The sequence below is a fragment of the Sulfurovum aggregans genome, assembly GCF_055385215.1.
The window spans coordinates 1,178,743-1,194,144 of the sequence record NZ_AP042387.1; the positions used below are offsets into that span (position 1 = coordinate 1,178,743).

A 15,402-nucleotide genomic window follows, 5' to 3' on the forward strand; every position below is an offset into this window, starting at 1 on the left:
TCCTTCCGGTACAGGATGGCAGGATGCTTCCTTATTGTGATAAAATAACGGGAACAGAAAACAAAGTGGTCATTTCTAACAGGATCCGACAACAGGAGCGGCTATGGTTTCAAGGCTGAAAAATGCATTCAAAGATACATTCATATCACTCAAGACAATTGCACCCATGCTTTTGGGTGTCATAGCCCTGGTCGGACTTTTCAAAGCATACATCACACCGGAAATGCTTCACTCTCTCTTCAACGGTTCCATCCTTCATGATATCCTGGTCGGAACAGCCGCAGGCGGTGTTTCGGTGGGGCAGCCGTTCTTAAGTTACATTATTGGCAGTGAGCTTTTGGAAGAAGGGGTCTCGCTTTATGCGGTTACTGCCTTTATCCTCTCTTTTGTGACACTGGGCATTGTCCAGCTTCCGCTTGAATTCTCTCTCTTTGGTGCCAGGTTCACTGTAATGAGGAATATACTGAGTCTCATTTTTGCCGTGATCATCTCTTTTGCCACTGCTGCCACATTGGAATTCATAGGATGAGAAGGGAAAAGAGAAAACCCGGGAAAAGCGGGTGGATCATCGCAGGCAGTGTCGGAATGATCTATGGCATACTGGCTTTTTTCGATCCGCACAATACCTTTGCAGCACTTCAGGAGAGCCTGGAACTTTTAAAAATGATCCTGCCTATACTGATTATAGTATTTTTTCTGATGATACTTTTGAACAGCTTTATCGATCCGAAAGCTGTTGCAGCACATTTGGGTGAGGAGAGTGGAGCGAAAGGCTACTTCATTGCTTTAGTCGGAGGTATTTTAAGCCACGGACCCGGTTATGTCTGGTATCCCATGCTTCAAAGTTTCCGCGAAAAGGGTGCCAAAGACGGCTTGATCGTTGCATTTATCTATGCACGTTCGATCAAGATCCCCTGGCTGCCGCTTATGATCAGTTATTTCGGCCTCGCATTCACCCTGATGCTAAGTCTGTACATCATCCTGGGTGCCCTGCTCCAGGGAATCATCACAGGAAGGCTGAAACGCAGGACCGACTCCGATCTGCCATAGATCACGGCTCCTCCAACCGTAAGTAACACATGTTAAAATACAGTATGTATTTTCCCAAAGGCAGCAAATGAGAGATCCAAAGAATCTGGGCTTTAAAGAACTTCTTGCTATTGCGATCGGCGGTATGGTCGGAGGAGGGATCTTTACGATCCTGGGTATTTCCGTTTCCATGGTCGGCACCATAGCACCTTTTGCTATTGCTTTGGGCGGGGTGGTAGCCTGGTTCGCTGCCTACTCCTATGTAAAACTGGGGCTTTACTATAAAGATGAGGGAGCTACTTATGCTTTTTTCAAACGTACCTATCCAAGCTCCCATATGGCAGCATCCTTCATAGGCTGGTACACTATTTTCGGCTACATCAGTACCCTGGCTCTCTATGCCTACACCTTCTCCTCCTACGGCATCAGTGATTTTTCTTTTGGTAACAATGAAGCCGTGCGGAAACTGGTTGCCATTGGCGTTATCTGGCTCTTTGCCTGGATCAATCTCTGGAGTGTGAAAGGGATGGGAAGAATTGAGGATGTAATGGTCTATGCAAAACTTCTGATCCTCTTTGTTATCTCTGCAGCGCTTATCTATTTTGCTGAAACCGATATGCATACATTCGGAACTATGATGATCAGTGATTACGAAACAACCACCCTGATGAGCATCCTGATCGTCTCCTCGGTCACTTTCGTAGCCTATGAAGGCTTTCAGCTGGTGATCAATGCTGTCAATGAAATGGATGATCCTGACATAAACATTCCAAAAGCTATTTTTTCGGCTATCGTACTGGTGGCACTTATCTATTTTATTATTGCACTGGGTGCAGTCCTGTCCATCCCTGCCGAAGATCTGATCAGAAACAAAGAGTATGCACTGGCATCCGGGGCAAAAGATATCATGGGCCCTATGGGAGCTACTCTGGTGGTTTTTGGAGCGATACTGGCAACAAGCAGTGCCATTAACGGCACCCTCTTCGGCTCCTCAAGACAGATGGCACGGATCGCCGATGACGGGTATCTGCCTCCGATCATTTCACAGCGCAAAGGAGGTATTCCCAGAACAGCCATTACCTTCATGGCAGCGATCGCTTCACTGCTGATCGCGATGGGAGGGCTGCGTCTTATTCTGGAATTCGGGAGTATTACCTTTTTATTGGTTTCACTGCTTATGGCAATTGCCAACTTCAAAATACGGCATAAGACACATTCTTCTACTTTTATAACGGTGATCGCAATTTTGGGACTTCTAATGGGTACGGTTCTGATCTTGTATTATGAATTCCTGTCCAATCCGGAGCAGCTACTTTTCATCCTCATACTCTATATGATCCTCAGTCTGGGTGCATGGGGCTATGCACGGATAAAACATTGAGAACGGTAAAACGTATTTCTGATCCCGTGCATGAATACAAACTGTACTTTTCCTGATTCTGTGCGTGATCTGCTAAACCAATTAATGGTTAATTTTTTATAGTTTTAAACAGTTTAGCCATAGATAATACAATTTTTTTGTATTATCTATCCATAATTAGTTATTTATGCTATAATCTCTCCATGGATATACTTCAACTAAGCAAAAAAATACCGGTACCAGTCTTTACACATGATCTCTTGGAAAATATTTTAAGCCCTTATGTAAGCAATGTCAATGCAAAGATATCTTACATGGTAAAAAAAGGTGGTCTTCTGCGTCTTAAAAAAGGGGTTTATACTTTGGGGGAAGATTACCGATCCACCCCTATAGATATGATCAGTGTAGCCAATATACTTTATGCTCCCTCTTATGTCTCTTTTGAGTATGCTTTATCCTATTACGGATTGATCCCGGAAAGGGTCTATGAGGTTACCTCTGCAACGATGCATATGAAGAAAGAGTTTGATACCCCTATAGGACGCTTTACCTACAAAAGTATTCCTCTGCAAGCATATGCCATAGGTATTGACTGGATTTATGATGACATAAATGGAGGAAAGCTCATTGCTACAGCAGAAAAAGCTCTCTGTGATAAGATAAGATCGGATAGAGGCATAGGAAGGTTGTCTCAATCCAAACTGGAAACCTATCTGGCATATGACCTTCGTATCGATATGGATATGCTTTATGATTTAGATACAGAACTTATTTCTGCTATTGCAACAGCTTACAGTTCATCCAATTTACAAAACCTGGCTAAACTCATAAATAAAAGGAAACAAAGTGCCTAATATCCACCCTGCCATTGCAAAGATGTTGGAGAAGTATGACCTCTCTACAGCAGATGCAACCTATGAAGCTCTGCGTGAGATACTCCAAGAGATAGTTCTACTTGGACTTTCACGTGCAGGTTTTTTTGATCATGCTCTTTTTTATGGTGGTACTGCACTGCGTATCTTGCATGGCTTAGATAGATTTTCTGAAGATCTTGACTTCTCTCTCATAGTTCCAGATAATAACTTTGATCTATCTCAGTATGAAGATGCTGTCATAGAAGCCCTGCACTCTTTTGGATTTGAAGTCACTATTCAAATGAAAAATAGTGCGGGGAACATAAAGTCAGCTTTCCTCAAAGGCAATACAAGCCAACATCTACTCAACATAGAAGCCCCAGATGATATAGTAAAAACCTTTGGTCAAGGCAGACTTGTCAAAATAAAATTTGAAGTAGATACCCAACCACCACTTGACTTTAAGAGTGAAAAAAAGACCCTGCTTGTGCCTTCACCATTTACTGTCCATACGATGACCCTACCTTCACTCTTTGCAGGAAAGATGCACGCCATTTTATGTAGAAACTGGTCGAGTCGTCCAAAAGGGAGAGATTGGTACGATTTGATTTGGTATATTTCTCACGGAGTTGAACTTGATCTAAAACATCTCAATGCTAGACTGCAACAAAACTGTACCTGGTTAGATAATCAACATATTGACATAAACAAAGAAATCGACAAGGACTCTCTCTTGGAGTTATTGAAAAAACGTATTGAAGCTCTAGATATTGCAGCAGGGAAAAGAGATGTGGAAGTATTTATTGCAGATAAAAGAGTTTTAGATGTATGGAGTAGAGAATTTTTTATAGATGTGATCGAACGGATAAAAATATAACTTATGTTCAATAGTTTTTCATTCCAAGTATAAATAATTTAGCAAAAAACAATTTTGTATTTGGAATCATATTTTTCCTTATCGTTTATAGAAGTCTGTCATAACCTTACACTTTTTTATTTTAGTCCAAAATAACAAGGTTTTACCCATGTTTTCACTTGGTTTTATCATTGGAGTTAAAAGGCAGGATAGGCATATATCCGACAAAAAATAAATTTTAGCCTGAGCTCTGCGTCCTGAGATTTATTCGCATCCGGAGGATTCTCAACAAAAGGTAACATACTATGAAATATGTAGATTTCAAAGAAACATTAAGAACATCCGGATTATCCAAAGAAGTAATGTAGTCAATAAACAATTTTAGGCTAGAATATAGTACTATAAAATCAAAAATTAAATAAAGTTATTTTTTATGCATAAAACCCTAGCCTACTATGAAGATAATGCCAAGTATCTATCCCAACGATATGAGTCTGCAAAAGTAGATCATATTCATGCTTTACTCGTGAATACATTTACCACTAAATCGTATCTATTAGAAATTGGATGTGGTTCAGGTAGGGATGCCAGCTTCATGTATCAAAATGGTTATGATATTCTTGCAATTGATGGTTCGGGAAGGATGATAGCTGAAGCAAAGCGATGCCACCCTGAATTGACAGATAGACTAGATGTAATACAAATTCCAGATGGACTTAATGTTGAACCATCTTCTTTTGATGGTGTTTATAGCATAGCCACTCTAATGCATTTGAAAAAAGAGTCGATAGATCAAATATTCAAGAAAATTGCTACGATCTTGAAACCCAATGGTAAATTTCTTTTTTCTGTGTCAATTCAGAGAGATGATATTGATGATAAGGGCAAAGATGAAAAAGGTCGACATTTTACTACCATGTCAGAAAATAAGTGGATTGGCTATGGTAAGAAGTATGGATTGCAGCTTGAATACTTAGAAACTACTGGTGATGGCTTGGATCGTGTTGGTATAGTTTGGTTGACTTGTGTCGTTAGAAAAGAGGAGTAATTTTTGGAACATGCATTTATTGAAATTGTAGCAAAAGGGGCAAAAAGCAATACCTATAAATTTGCTTTAGCAAAATTTCTTTTGGATTACTCAAGAAGTAAAAAAGTGATTACCGACTATCAAATAACGTACAGAGAGATTGCTACCAAGTTTTTGGAATATTATTGGTTTCAAGAGTGCAAATACAAGTTCAAACAAGATTTTAATAAAGATAAAATGCCTGTTGTCATTCGGCTTATTCAAAAATATTGCGGCACCGAGTATATCCCTGAGAGTTATGAAAAGTATTTTAAAAATAAAAAAGATATTCAAGAGAAATTAATATCAGAAATAGAGATGCAATGTTTTAGAGATGTGATACCAAGATTTCAACCTAGTGGAAAAGAACCATTTTATATACATTCTCATCAAGCCTCTACAAATGGACGGAAGTATGATCCTCCTACTTCAGATAAAAGATATATTACTCTGAAGGATAAAGCTCTATCTTTTTTCAAAGAAGAATATGAAGTATTATCCAAAGTGTTAATTTTGGAATGGGCGAAGTTTCTTGAAAAGACAAATTTCACACCTAGATTGATATCTAAAATTGAATTAATGAAAGACCCTAAGCGAAATTCTTTAAATAAATATAGAAAAGTTCTCTTGGAAATGGAAAGCAAGTGTTTTTATTGTGGTACTTCTTTAGAAAATACGCAAGTCCATATAGATCATTTTATACCTTGGTCATATATTTATGAAGATGAAATATGGAATCTAGTGCAGGCTTGTTCAAGTTGTAATCTAATAAAAAGTGATTCTTTAGCTCCTAAACAATGTATTCAAAAAATTATTGATAGGAATGAAAATCATGGATTATTAAAATGGAATCGTGATATCTATGAATACTATGAAAGTTGCTATAAGGCTGGATTTAAAATTATCAATGGTGAAAAATTGCAATGTCTGGTGGCAATTTAGTTTTTAAAGTAATACAAAACTCTATGTTCCTTTACGCTAAAATAAATAACTTTGGAAAAGGGGATTGGGGATGACAAGATTAGAAACAATAAGTTACTTCTTGAGGTAATCCTCCCAAAAACCCAATCTTCCCAAAAGTAGAAAATTCCAGTAAAATATTATAAGGAGATTTTCTATGAAGAAGTCACGATTTAGTGATACACAGATACTATCAATTTTAAAACAGGCAGAAAGCGGAATACCGGTTCCTGAAATTTGTAGAGAGCATGGTATAAGTAGTGCGACCTTTTATAACTGGCGATCTAAGTATGGAGGTATGGATGCTTCCTTGATGAAGCGGCTCAAAGAGCTTGAAGAGGAAAACCGTCGTCTAAAAAAGATGTATGCAGAAGAGCGTTTAAAAGCAGAGATCGTACAGGAGGCTTTGGAAAAAAAGTGGTAAAGCCATCTTCACGTAAGAGGATGGCTATGAGGGCTGTTCAAGAAAAACAAGTAACTGTCCGTTTCGCCTGTAAAGCCTTTAGAATCAGTGAATACTGTTACAGGTATGAAGCTAAACTCAATGAGGAAAATGAGATGATAGCCGATTGGCTGATACGCTTAACACATAACCAGCGAAACTGGGGCTTTGGATTGTGTTTTTTATATTTGAGAAATGTCGAAGGGTATAAATGGAACCATAAGCGGGTTTACCGCATCTACAAAGAACTGGAGCTCAATCTCAGGATCAAGCCTAAAAAACGTATCAAAAGGGAAGCACCAGAGCCTCTGAGTGTACCAACTGCACCCAATGAAGTATGGTCAATGGATTTCATGCATGATAATCTCAGTGACGGTAGAAGCTTCAGGCTCTTTAATGTGATTGATGACTATAATCGTGAAGGATTGGAAATTGAAGCAGACTTCTCATTGCCTTCACAAAGAGTTATAAGATCTTTGGAGAGAATTATTGAATGGAGAGGTAAGCCTAAGATCATACGGTGTGATAATGGTCCGGAATATATCTCTACAGCATTACAAAATTGGGCTAAAAAGAAAAAGATCAAGCTGGAGTATATCCAACCAGGCAAACCGCAACAGAATGCCTATATCGAACGGTACAACCGTACTGTTCGATATGATTGGCTTAATCAATACATCTTTAACACAATCGAGGAGGTAAGAGAATTTGCAACCAAATGGCTTTGGGTATATAATAACGAACGCCCTAACATGGCAATAGGCGGGATCACTCCCAAACAGAAGTTGGCTCTTGCAGCTTAGCCTCTACTTTTGGAGGGGTTGGGAAATGGGAGGATTACCACTGGAGCAAAGAGGAGATGGAACACTCTCTAAACTGCAAGTGGAAAGAGATGCTGTGCATATCAAGATAGAAACTTCTCCGGTGATGAGAGGTACCGTGAAGGAACCAACGATAAAAATGGTCAATCCCAAAGTGGAAGAGGTATTTGGGTTTGGGGAAACAGTTGTTGTGCATCACGACGATCTCTATGCAGGAAAAATATGTGCAGCACTTGACCGTCAGCATCCAAGAGACTTTTTTGATGTTAGAGGCTTGCTTGACAATGAAGGTATCAGTGATTCACTTATGAATGTATTTATCGTGTATCTCATCAGCTCCAGCCAACCTATATCCAAACTACTACAACCCAACCTTATTGACATCAGCCATACCTTTGAAGAACAGTTTGTAGGTATGACGACTGAACCCATAGAGCTAAAGCTTTTGACAGATACAAGAGAGGAACTGATCAGGCTTCTGCACCAGAAGTTGACGCAGAAGCATAAGGCATTCTTACTTGGGTTCAAAAAAGGAGATCCTGACTGGAGTCTGCTACCGTTCGAGAACATCAATGCACTTCCCTCGGTCAAATGGAAAATGCTGAATCTTGAGAAGATGGACAAAGCAAAGCATGCTGAGGCTCTTAAAAAGCTGGAGAGAAGTTTGGGCAATGTAAAAGAGAAATCCATCTAAAAAAATATCTAAGGTGGTACATAGGAGATATTTACAAAAAAGTTAGGGTCTAGACTAGTTCAGGGGTTCTTTTCTGAAGATTTTCAACAAAATTTTGTATAAATCTTCACCTCTATGATTGAACCTAAACTCACACTCTTTGAGATGCGTATTAAAGTGTTCTTTGTCCAGTCCTCTGAATTTGACTAATCTAATTTTAGCATAACTCCAGAAGGATTCAATACCATTGATATGGCAATGGCCTCTAGCAAATTCATTTTTGCCATGATGGACTCTGAAATGTTTGTCATATCCAATATCAACCAACCCATCATAGCCTTTCCAACCATCTGTATGGATTTCACTTTGAATATCTATCTTACCCCGTATGATAGCCTGCAGTGTGGCTTTCTTGGCATCTGGTATAATTTGCGTATAGACCTTATCATTACGTTTCAACAAACCAAATACAATAGTTTTCCCTGATGCACCTCTACCTCTTTTGCCTCTGACTCTTCTTGCCCCAAAGTAACTCTCATCCATCTCTATCTCTCCTGAGAGAGGAGATTCCTTTTCTTGAATCTTAACAATTCTATCTCTGAATAATGAATAGTATCGGTTAATAGTATTACGATTAATGCCTGTAAGATTAGCTGTCTGAGTAGCTGAAAGATCATTAGCAAAGCACTTTACAATGAGCCTAAATTTACTCTCTGAAATCTTCGCAACTTTTATATACTTGTTTTTCATCGGTATAATGGTACTTTCTTTGCACTTTATACCCTCTGTTCTAGTCTAGACCCAAAGTTATTATTGTCTAATTGTTGATTTTGCCCGGTGTAAGTGTTGTTTGCGCGGATTGTAAAAAAGGGATGGCCGGGAGAGGGGGACTTGACTGAGCCACTTTTCTCAATTGTCATCAAATTTCCTCAATTCTCATCAAATGCCCATTGTACCGTGCTTTCATTAAAACTTCACTTCCTCATCTTTCTTATAGTATAATCAAGTTTCATCAAATAAGGTGGTACATAGGTGGTATTTGAATGAGTGAAAATAAGTGGATGGCTTCTAAAAAATATACAGGTGTCAGATATAAAATTCTGGAAGGCAATGACAGAAGCTACCAAATACGATATAAGATCAATGGTCGGCTTAAAGAAGAAATTATTGGTAAAAAGTCTGAAGGGATCAATGAGGCATATTGCCATCAAAAAAGAAATGAAGCGATCAATCGATCAAAGTTCGGGGACAATGCTCCTATTGTCAAACACAAAGCCAAAAACTTTACATCTATCCAAATGTTAGCCGATAGATATTTTAGTGATACTGTTGAAAACAAAACCAACAAACAGATGCGGGGGAAATATAACTATAAGATAAAACCGTACTTTGGCAAACTCGATGCACAAACGGTTGAACAGTCCGACATCATAAAATGGAAGCGAGAATTGGCAAAAGAACTTGCTCCCAAAACTGTCAATAGCTATATTGAGCTTCTTAGCACCATTTACAATCACTCCATCAAAAAAGGCAAAAAACTGGTTAATCCTTGTACAGGTGTAGAAAAATACAAAGTCAACAATCATCGTCAGCGCTACCTTGATAGCCATGAAGTAGAACAGCTAAAAGAGGCTTGCCAACATGATCAACGTTTATTGAGCTTTGTTCTTCTCTCGCTAAGTACCGGAGGTCGTAGAGACACCATACTCTCCATTCAAAAAAAAGATATTAATCTCAAAAGAAGAACTGTGGAACTTACAGACTTTAAAAATAATGGCGAGGTCTATACCGGTTTTCTTGAACAGGAAACACTCAATTACCTGCAATCCATCAACTTTGAAAACCTGTCTCCCAATCACTATATTGTAGGACTGACCTTAATAAAGGTTCCCGGGAAAACTATGTCGAACAACCTTAAACCTGTTATGGATAAGCTGTTTAATCAAGGATTGGACAGAAAAGACACAACCAATAGAGCCGTGATTCATACACTTCGCCATACGTTTGCCTCGCATCTTGCAATCAATGGATCTCCTATTTTAACCATCAAAAAGTTGATGAACCATCACGATATCGAACAAACCATGCGTTATGCAAAACTCGCTCCAGATAGCGGGAAAGAGGATGTTTTCAAGCTTTATACGATTTAAGAGACGACTATACAGCTTCTCTTTGTGCCTCAAACAGATCCAGCAGCAGTTCCGCAAAGTTTTTCATCGTTCTCTCATCACTAAGTATGCGTGTCGCCATGCTCTCATGTGCCCCCAGACTCTCTGCAACCGCATCGGTAACAGCGGAGGGGAAATCACCTATCATGACCTGTTTGCGTGAATTATTCTCGATCTGCTCTTTGATCGCACCGTTGGAAATGGTCTTGTCAAGTATCCATCTTGCATAGTGAAGCGTATCCTCATCGGTAATGTCGCCGGCAAAGAGCTCATTGATGCGCTCGATGATCTCTCCAAGTCTGTCAACCTTGGGTTCTCGCACCATACCGGCACCCGGCTCAATGCTGTCAAGATACCCGCCCTTCAGATCGATACGGTGCTCTTTTTTGTTTTTGATGCTGTAGTGTGTCATCTCAACAGAAGAGATATCAATGGGTGGTTCCGTATCGACCGTCTTGAGGTTGGGCAGCAGTCCTCTGGCAAAGACACTGAGCTTTTCAAGGTCACTATCTTCATAATCCACGATCTGAGAGAGGAACTCATACATTCGCACAAAAGTACCAAGATCTTTTTTGAAAAGCTCCAATGCTGCTTTGTCTTCTTTATACTCTTTGAGTATGCGCTCTGCATTATGGATAGCAGACTCATCCCCGCTCTCCTTTGCTTTCTCCAGCTCCTCTTTGGCATGAGCGATCTGAGTCAAGATCTCTTTGTATCGGTTCTTAAACCTGTCTGCTGCAGGCTTGATCGCTGCACTCATCGCTGCCTGTGTCCCTTTCGGGTCAAAGTAGGCGGAAGCGAACTGCTCCATCTCCTGAGGGGTATAGAGTCCGTACGCCTCAAGTTTGAGTTGCAGATCGAAAATGATATTGGGATCGGTCACATCGGTGAGTGCCGCTGTTTTGTAGTAGGGTTCAAATGCCTCCTTGATCTCTTCGGCTTTGTTTCGGAAATCAAGGATAAAGACACTCTCTTTGCCCGGATAGGTACGGTTGAGCCTTGAGAGTGTCTGTACCGCATCCACACCGCTGAGCTTCTTGTCCACATACATTGCACAGAGCTTAGGCTGGTCAAATCCTGTCTGAAACTTGTTTGCTACGATCATCACCTGATACTCCTCCGTATCAAACGCTTTACGCATATCCCGCCCTTTAAGTCCGGGGTTCATGCTCTTTTCGGTGTACTCTTTCTCCATGCCTTCGACATCATCCATCACACTGCCGGAGAACGCCACCATCGCTGCAATGGAGCTGTATCCATTCTCCTTGATGTACTTGTCAAAGGCGAGTTTGTAACGTACTGCCTCTTTACGGGAACTGGTGACAACCATCGCTTTGGCTTTGCCGTCAAGCTGATGGGCAATGTGTTCATGGAAATGCTCGATGATAATACCGATCTTTTGAGAGATGTTGTATGGATGCAGCCGTACCCACTTACCCAGTGCTTTACTCGCTTTTTTCACATCGACTTCTCGGTCTCCCTCTACGGTGGCAAGGCGGTATGCCATGTCGTAGGTGGTATAGCTCTTGAGCACATCGATGATGAAGCCCTCTTCAATCGCCTGCTGCATCGTATAGGTATGAAAAGGCTGTGGCAGGTTCTCTGCTGAGGGCGGACTCTCTGAATCAGGCAACGTACCGAACATCTCCAGTGTCTTGGCTTTAGGAGTGGCAGTAAAGGCAAAGTAGCTGAGATTCTTTCCTGAACCCCGCGCCTCCAGCGTTAGTGCCAACACCTCTTCGGCAGAGAGCTCCACCCCCTCTTCGATCTGCTCGGCTGAGAGCACCTCCTTGAGTTCTTTGGCTGTTTTGCCTGTCTGTGAAGAGTGTGCCTCATCGGCGATGATAGCATAGCTTTTGTCCTTGAGTGTGGTGCGTTCACGGATCAGGTCAAGTACGAACGGGAAGGTCTGAATGGTCACGATGATGATCGCCGCACTCCGCTCCAGTGCATCGGCAAGCTGCTCGGACTTACTCTTCTCTCGCTCCTCTTCACGATTGACCCTGACGATCACCCCCTTTTTGTGTTCAAACTGCGAGATAGTCTCCTGCAGCTGCGAATCAAGCACCATTCTGTCTGTGATGACAATGACTGAGTCAAAAACCTGCCGGTTTTCCGCATCATGCAGCGATGAGAGCTGATGTGCCAGCCATGCGATGGAGTTGGATTTACCGCTTCCCGCGCTGTGCTGGATCAGGTAGTGTTCTCCGCTCCCTTTGGCTTTGGCATCTTTGACTAATTTGGTGACGGCATCGAGTTGATGGTAGCGTGGGAAGATGAGTGTCTCACTCTTGTACTTCCTGCCTCTGGCATCCTCTTTCTCCTTGACTTCAAGGTGGATGTAGCGCCCAATGATCTTCAGCCAGGTCTCTTTGGAGAGGATCTCTTTGTAGAGATAGTCCGTGGCATACCCCTCTGGGTTTGGTGGATTACCTGCACCACCGTCATGCCCTTTGTTAAACGGCAGGAAATAGGTATCTTTACCCTTCAGTTGCGTGGTCATGTAGACTTCGTCCGTACTCATTGCAAAGTGCACCAGTGCCCTACGTTTAAATGCCAGTAGCGGCTCCTCTTTACGGGTGCGTTTGTCTTTAGGCAGCCTGTCGTACTTATACTGATTAATGGCATCCTGTACATTCTGGGTAAAGTCTGTCTTGAGTTCTATGGTCGCCAGGGGAATACCGTTGAGAAAAAGCACAAGATCGATGCTGTTCTTATTGTGTTCGGAGTAGTAGACCTGTCGCACGACACGCAAGATGTTCTTGTCGTACTTCTCCATAAGTTCGGGAGAATGAAGGTCAGGCTTGAACTGGCAGAGTTTGATGCGTGCATTGACATCTTTAAGTTCATGTCGCAGACAGTAGAGCGAACCATGCTTGTCCATCTGCTTGGCGACGAATTTGCACAATGCCGCTTCGGTCTCTTTGGGATGACGCTTGGCGAACTTCTCGTAAGCTTTGGGCTGAGTACTTTTCACATAGGCTATGAGGTCTTCAGAGTAGAGTGCCAGTGTCTGGTCATACCCTTCTGAAGCACCTTCTGCCCAGTCATATCGGCTCAGGTACTCGACAATCTCCGTTTCAAATGTGATCTCTTTATGTTTGCTCATTACTGTACCTTTTCTGTTACAAACACCTGTTCAATGGAGCGTATAACGGTATCTTTGTCAACCACTACACTTTTACCAACAATCTGTTTTATCATTTTAGGTGTCAATTCTTCTACCAGTTCTTTGAAAAAATTGACATCGTCTATCATTCTCCCCTTTAAAACAAGCTGCTCTTCACCTGTCAATAGAAGTGTCAGTTTCAATATATCTCGGCGATGTTTTTTCCATTTGTCATCACCTCTATGATGCAAATCATATACTGCTGACATTTTCAGCAGCATCGTTGCCAGCGTATTGCTGTAGGGAATACCATCTATCTCTTCTATATTGCTTTTGATCATATCAAAGTATTCACGATCCAGCATAATGGCAGATAATGAATAGAGCCCTTCTTCCGGATCGATAGGAATAATGCGCTGTCCCTCATCCAACTCTATACCATACTCTTCAGAAGCAAATAACTCAATCTCTTTAGCATATCCCTCTGCCTGGGGCTCAACAAACCTGTAATATTGGTATCTGTCCTGTTGACCTTTCTGAATAGTGTAACCACCTTCTTTGATATATGTTTTGATCTTAGCTGCCATCTCTACCGATGTTGATGTCAATAACACCAAATCTATATCATGGGTTGCCTTACCATGATTCGGGAGTTCCCTCTCTAAAAGCATAAGGGTAGCAAAACCTCCGACGATTACATACTGATCTTTGAGTTCTCTAAAATGCACTTCAAAATGGCTTAAGCCCGCAAGGTCTGTCATTTTCATCTGTTATCCCCACGTCTGTCTTATTTTTTCTTTCATTTCTTTGATCTCCTGGTTACTGAACAAGTTGAAGTCCCACGTCTGTTTTATTTTTTCTTCTATTTCTTTGAGAGCATACTGTACACGCTCATCGTCATCATCTTTAAATTGCCGTAACACATAAAGTGGATTGACGACATTACGCTGTGCAAATGTATGAGGATCACGATCCCAAACCTCTACTCTATAAAGCGCTTCATCTTCTTCACAGGTATCTAAATCCAAGAGGAGATTTTTTGCTTTCTTACTGATGGCTACTGTAGTGATACCTGTATCCATAAGTGCAGAGTAGTGTGCCAAAGCACTATAGCCGCTTTTCACTGCTTTATTCCCAAATATTTCCGAAGAGGTAAAGAAGCTCTTTTTCAATGGGGACAAGCCTTCTCTCAATAACCTTTCATACACCTCTGACTTTGTTTCAAAGTGTACTTTTTTGCTTCTTCCCTCTTTTTTTATACTGGCATACTCAAGCTCATCCAATAAGCTCAGTGCTTCTGATGTAGATCGTATTTCTCTTTCAATCGCTGCGGCTACCTCTTTTACCATCATACCATTGCGAATACGACCGTCAAGATAACCTATCAGTATCAAGTCAGCATCAGGAGTTAATCGTTCATTTTTATAAAGCTGATTCTTGCTTTGCTTCGTAGTTCCAATCTGCATTAGAGCAAAAGGAAGATACAGATATTTTTCCAGTACGACAAAAGGAATATGTTTTTGAATCAAACTGTTTATCTGACGTGTATCGAGGTAGTCAAACACAAACACTATCTGGGAATCAAGCTTCTCTCTCAATATTTTATATGCCTGTGCATAGCGACGCATATCATGAGTATCCTCTTTTGTATAAGCAAAAACAAGATCCATATTGGCAATAGTTACATACCAGAATGTATAGCCTGTCCGTAAGTACAGAGGAAGGGGAGCTTCTTTGTTTTTTACTTCAACTTTCCAGTCAGTTACTCTTTTTATATAAGTAAATAAGGTCTGTTTTTTATCCATAATTACCATTGTAGCATATTAATTACGTTAATTACATTAATATGTAACTAATGTAGTATTAATGTAAATTTAAGTTTTATGTTAATTTATCGATACTACGTTTATTGGGAGAGCAGAGAGGGTAATCTCGAACACCTATTACACAGGAGTTTTTGGCTTTAAACACAAAAAAAGGTTTTCAAAATAATTGAAAATCTTCCTTAAATCACAAATGGTCGGACACGGATAAAAGTTACCAAACACTAAAAGAATGGATTGT

At 40.8% G+C, this 15,402-nt stretch carries 14 protein-coding genes; 10 read left to right on the top strand and 4 right to left on the bottom strand.

The window, feature by feature from the left end:
- Nucleotides 1–103: 103 nt before the first annotated feature.
- The 9 genes from ACZ48W_RS06005 to ACZ48W_RS06045 all read left to right on the top strand — a co-directional run bounded on the left by ACZ48W_RS06005 (nt 104) and on the right by ACZ48W_RS06045 (nt 8,082).
- On the top strand, nt 104–529 hold the full coding sequence (locus tag ACZ48W_RS06005; RefSeq protein WP_464827413.1) for a permease: 426 nt from the start codon (nt 104–106) through the stop codon (nt 527–529).
- Nucleotides 526–1,050 carry a permease gene (locus tag ACZ48W_RS06010; protein ID WP_464827415.1) on the top strand — a complete coding sequence of 175 codons (525 nt, stop codon included), beginning with the start codon at nt 526–528 and terminating at the stop codon, nt 1,048–1,050. Before ACZ48W_RS06005 ends, ACZ48W_RS06010 begins: the two co-directional genes overlap by 4 nt.
- Before the next feature lie 67 nt (nt 1,051–1,117).
- The gene (locus tag ACZ48W_RS06015) at nt 1,118–2,410 is read left to right on the top strand and encodes an APC family permease (protein ID WP_464827417.1); all 1,293 of its coding nucleotides are present in this window, start codon (nt 1,118–1,120) and stop codon (nt 2,408–2,410) included.
- Between the two features lie 182 nt (nt 2,411–2,592).
- Entirely contained in the window at nt 2,593–3,243 is a 651-nt protein-coding gene (locus ACZ48W_RS06020) for a type IV toxin-antitoxin system AbiEi family antitoxin domain-containing protein (protein ID WP_464827419.1), read from the top strand.
- A complete protein-coding gene (locus tag ACZ48W_RS06025; RefSeq protein WP_464827421.1) occupies nt 3,236–4,120 on the top strand; it encodes a nucleotidyl transferase AbiEii/AbiGii toxin family protein in 885 nt (294 codons plus the stop codon). The genes ACZ48W_RS06020 and ACZ48W_RS06025 overlap by 8 nt, the downstream gene beginning before the upstream one ends.
- Nucleotides 4,121–4,532: 412 nt before the next feature.
- On the top strand, nt 4,533–5,147 hold the full coding sequence (locus ACZ48W_RS06030) for a class I SAM-dependent methyltransferase (protein ID WP_464827423.1): 615 nt from the start codon (nt 4,533–4,535) through the stop codon (nt 5,145–5,147).
- A gap of 3 nt (nt 5,148–5,150) precedes the next feature.
- Nucleotides 5,151–6,107 (top strand): HNH endonuclease, encoded by a 957-nt coding sequence (locus tag ACZ48W_RS06035; RefSeq protein WP_464827425.1) that lies wholly within the window; start codon nt 5,151–5,153, stop codon nt 6,105–6,107.
- Between the two features lie 175 nt (nt 6,108–6,282).
- A protein-coding gene (locus ACZ48W_RS06040) for an IS3 family transposase (protein WP_464827426.1) occupies nt 6,283–7,370 on the top strand; the annotation gives its coding sequence in 2 pieces (ribosomal slippage) (nt 6,283–6,535 and nt 6,535–7,370; 1,089 coding nt in all).
- Nucleotides 7,371–7,395: 25 nt separating this feature from the next.
- Nucleotides 7,396–8,082 carry a nucleotidyl transferase AbiEii/AbiGii toxin family protein gene (locus tag ACZ48W_RS06045; RefSeq protein ID WP_464827427.1) on the top strand — a complete coding sequence of 229 codons (687 nt, stop codon included), beginning with the start codon at nt 7,396–7,398 and terminating at the stop codon, nt 8,080–8,082.
- Between the two features lie 54 nt (nt 8,083–8,136).
- On the opposite strand, the gene ACZ48W_RS06050 is transcribed toward ACZ48W_RS06045, so the two are convergent.
- Nucleotides 8,137–8,817, bottom strand: coding sequence for an IS1595 family transposase (locus ACZ48W_RS06050; RefSeq protein WP_464830475.1), 681 nt, complete (start codon nt 8,815–8,817; stop codon nt 8,137–8,139).
- A gap of 287 nt (nt 8,818–9,104) precedes the next feature.
- Between ACZ48W_RS06050 and ACZ48W_RS06055 the strand changes: the two genes are divergently transcribed.
- Nucleotides 9,105–10,211 (top strand): tyrosine-type recombinase/integrase, encoded by a 1,107-nt coding sequence (locus tag ACZ48W_RS06055; RefSeq protein WP_464827429.1) that lies wholly within the window; start codon nt 9,105–9,107, stop codon nt 10,209–10,211.
- Nucleotides 10,212–10,218: 7 nt separating this feature from the next.
- Here ACZ48W_RS06055 and ACZ48W_RS06060 read toward each other — a convergent pair whose 3' ends face one another.
- From ACZ48W_RS06060 to ACZ48W_RS06070, 3 genes are read right to left on the bottom strand one after another with little or no spacing between them, the layout of a single operon-like run.
- On the bottom strand, nt 10,219–13,338 hold the full coding sequence (locus ACZ48W_RS06060) for a type I restriction endonuclease subunit R (RefSeq protein ID WP_464827430.1): 3,120 nt from the start codon (nt 13,336–13,338) through the stop codon (nt 10,219–10,221).
- Nucleotides 13,338–14,105 (bottom strand): V-type ATP synthase subunit E family protein, encoded by a 768-nt coding sequence (locus tag ACZ48W_RS06065; protein WP_464827431.1) that lies wholly within the window; start codon nt 14,103–14,105, stop codon nt 13,338–13,340. Before ACZ48W_RS06065 ends, ACZ48W_RS06060 begins: the two co-directional genes overlap by 1 nt.
- Before the next feature lie 3 nt (nt 14,106–14,108).
- Nucleotides 14,109–15,143: a hypothetical protein gene (locus ACZ48W_RS06070; protein ID WP_464827432.1), complete on the bottom strand. Its 1,035-nt coding sequence runs from the start codon at nt 15,141–15,143 to the stop codon at nt 14,109–14,111.
- Nucleotides 15,144–15,402 lie beyond the last annotated feature (259 nt).

Bases quoted from the DNA above. Each gene is read 5' to 3' on its own strand.
- ACZ48W_RS06005 (WP_464827413.1), top strand. From the start codon at position 104: ATGGTTTCAAGGCTGAAAAATGCATTCAAAGATACATTCATATCACTC.
- ACZ48W_RS06010 (WP_464827415.1), top strand. From the start codon at position 526: ATGAGAAGGGAAAAGAGAAAACCCGGGAAAAGCGGGTGGATCATCGCA.
- ACZ48W_RS06015 (WP_464827417.1), top strand. From the start codon at position 1,118: ATGAGAGATCCAAAGAATCTGGGCTTTAAAGAACTTCTTGCTATTGCG.
- ACZ48W_RS06020 (WP_464827419.1), top strand. From the start codon at position 2,593: ATGGATATACTTCAACTAAGCAAAAAAATACCGGTACCAGTCTTTACA.
- ACZ48W_RS06030 (WP_464827423.1), top strand. From the start codon at position 4,533: ATGCATAAAACCCTAGCCTACTATGAAGATAATGCCAAGTATCTATCC.
- ACZ48W_RS06045 (WP_464827427.1), top strand. From the start codon at position 7,396: ATGGGAGGATTACCACTGGAGCAAAGAGGAGATGGAACACTCTCTAAA.
- ACZ48W_RS06055 (WP_464827429.1), top strand. From the start codon at position 9,105: ATGAGTGAAAATAAGTGGATGGCTTCTAAAAAATATACAGGTGTCAGA.
- ACZ48W_RS06060 (WP_464827430.1), bottom strand. From the start codon at position 13,338: ATGAGCAAACATAAAGAGATCACATTTGAAACGGAGATTGTCGAGTAC.
- ACZ48W_RS06065 (WP_464827431.1), bottom strand. From the start codon at position 14,105: ATGAAAATGACAGACCTTGCGGGCTTAAGCCATTTTGAAGTGCATTTT.
- ACZ48W_RS06070 (WP_464827432.1), bottom strand. From the start codon at position 15,143: ATGGATAAAAAACAGACCTTATTTACTTATATAAAAAGAGTAACTGAC.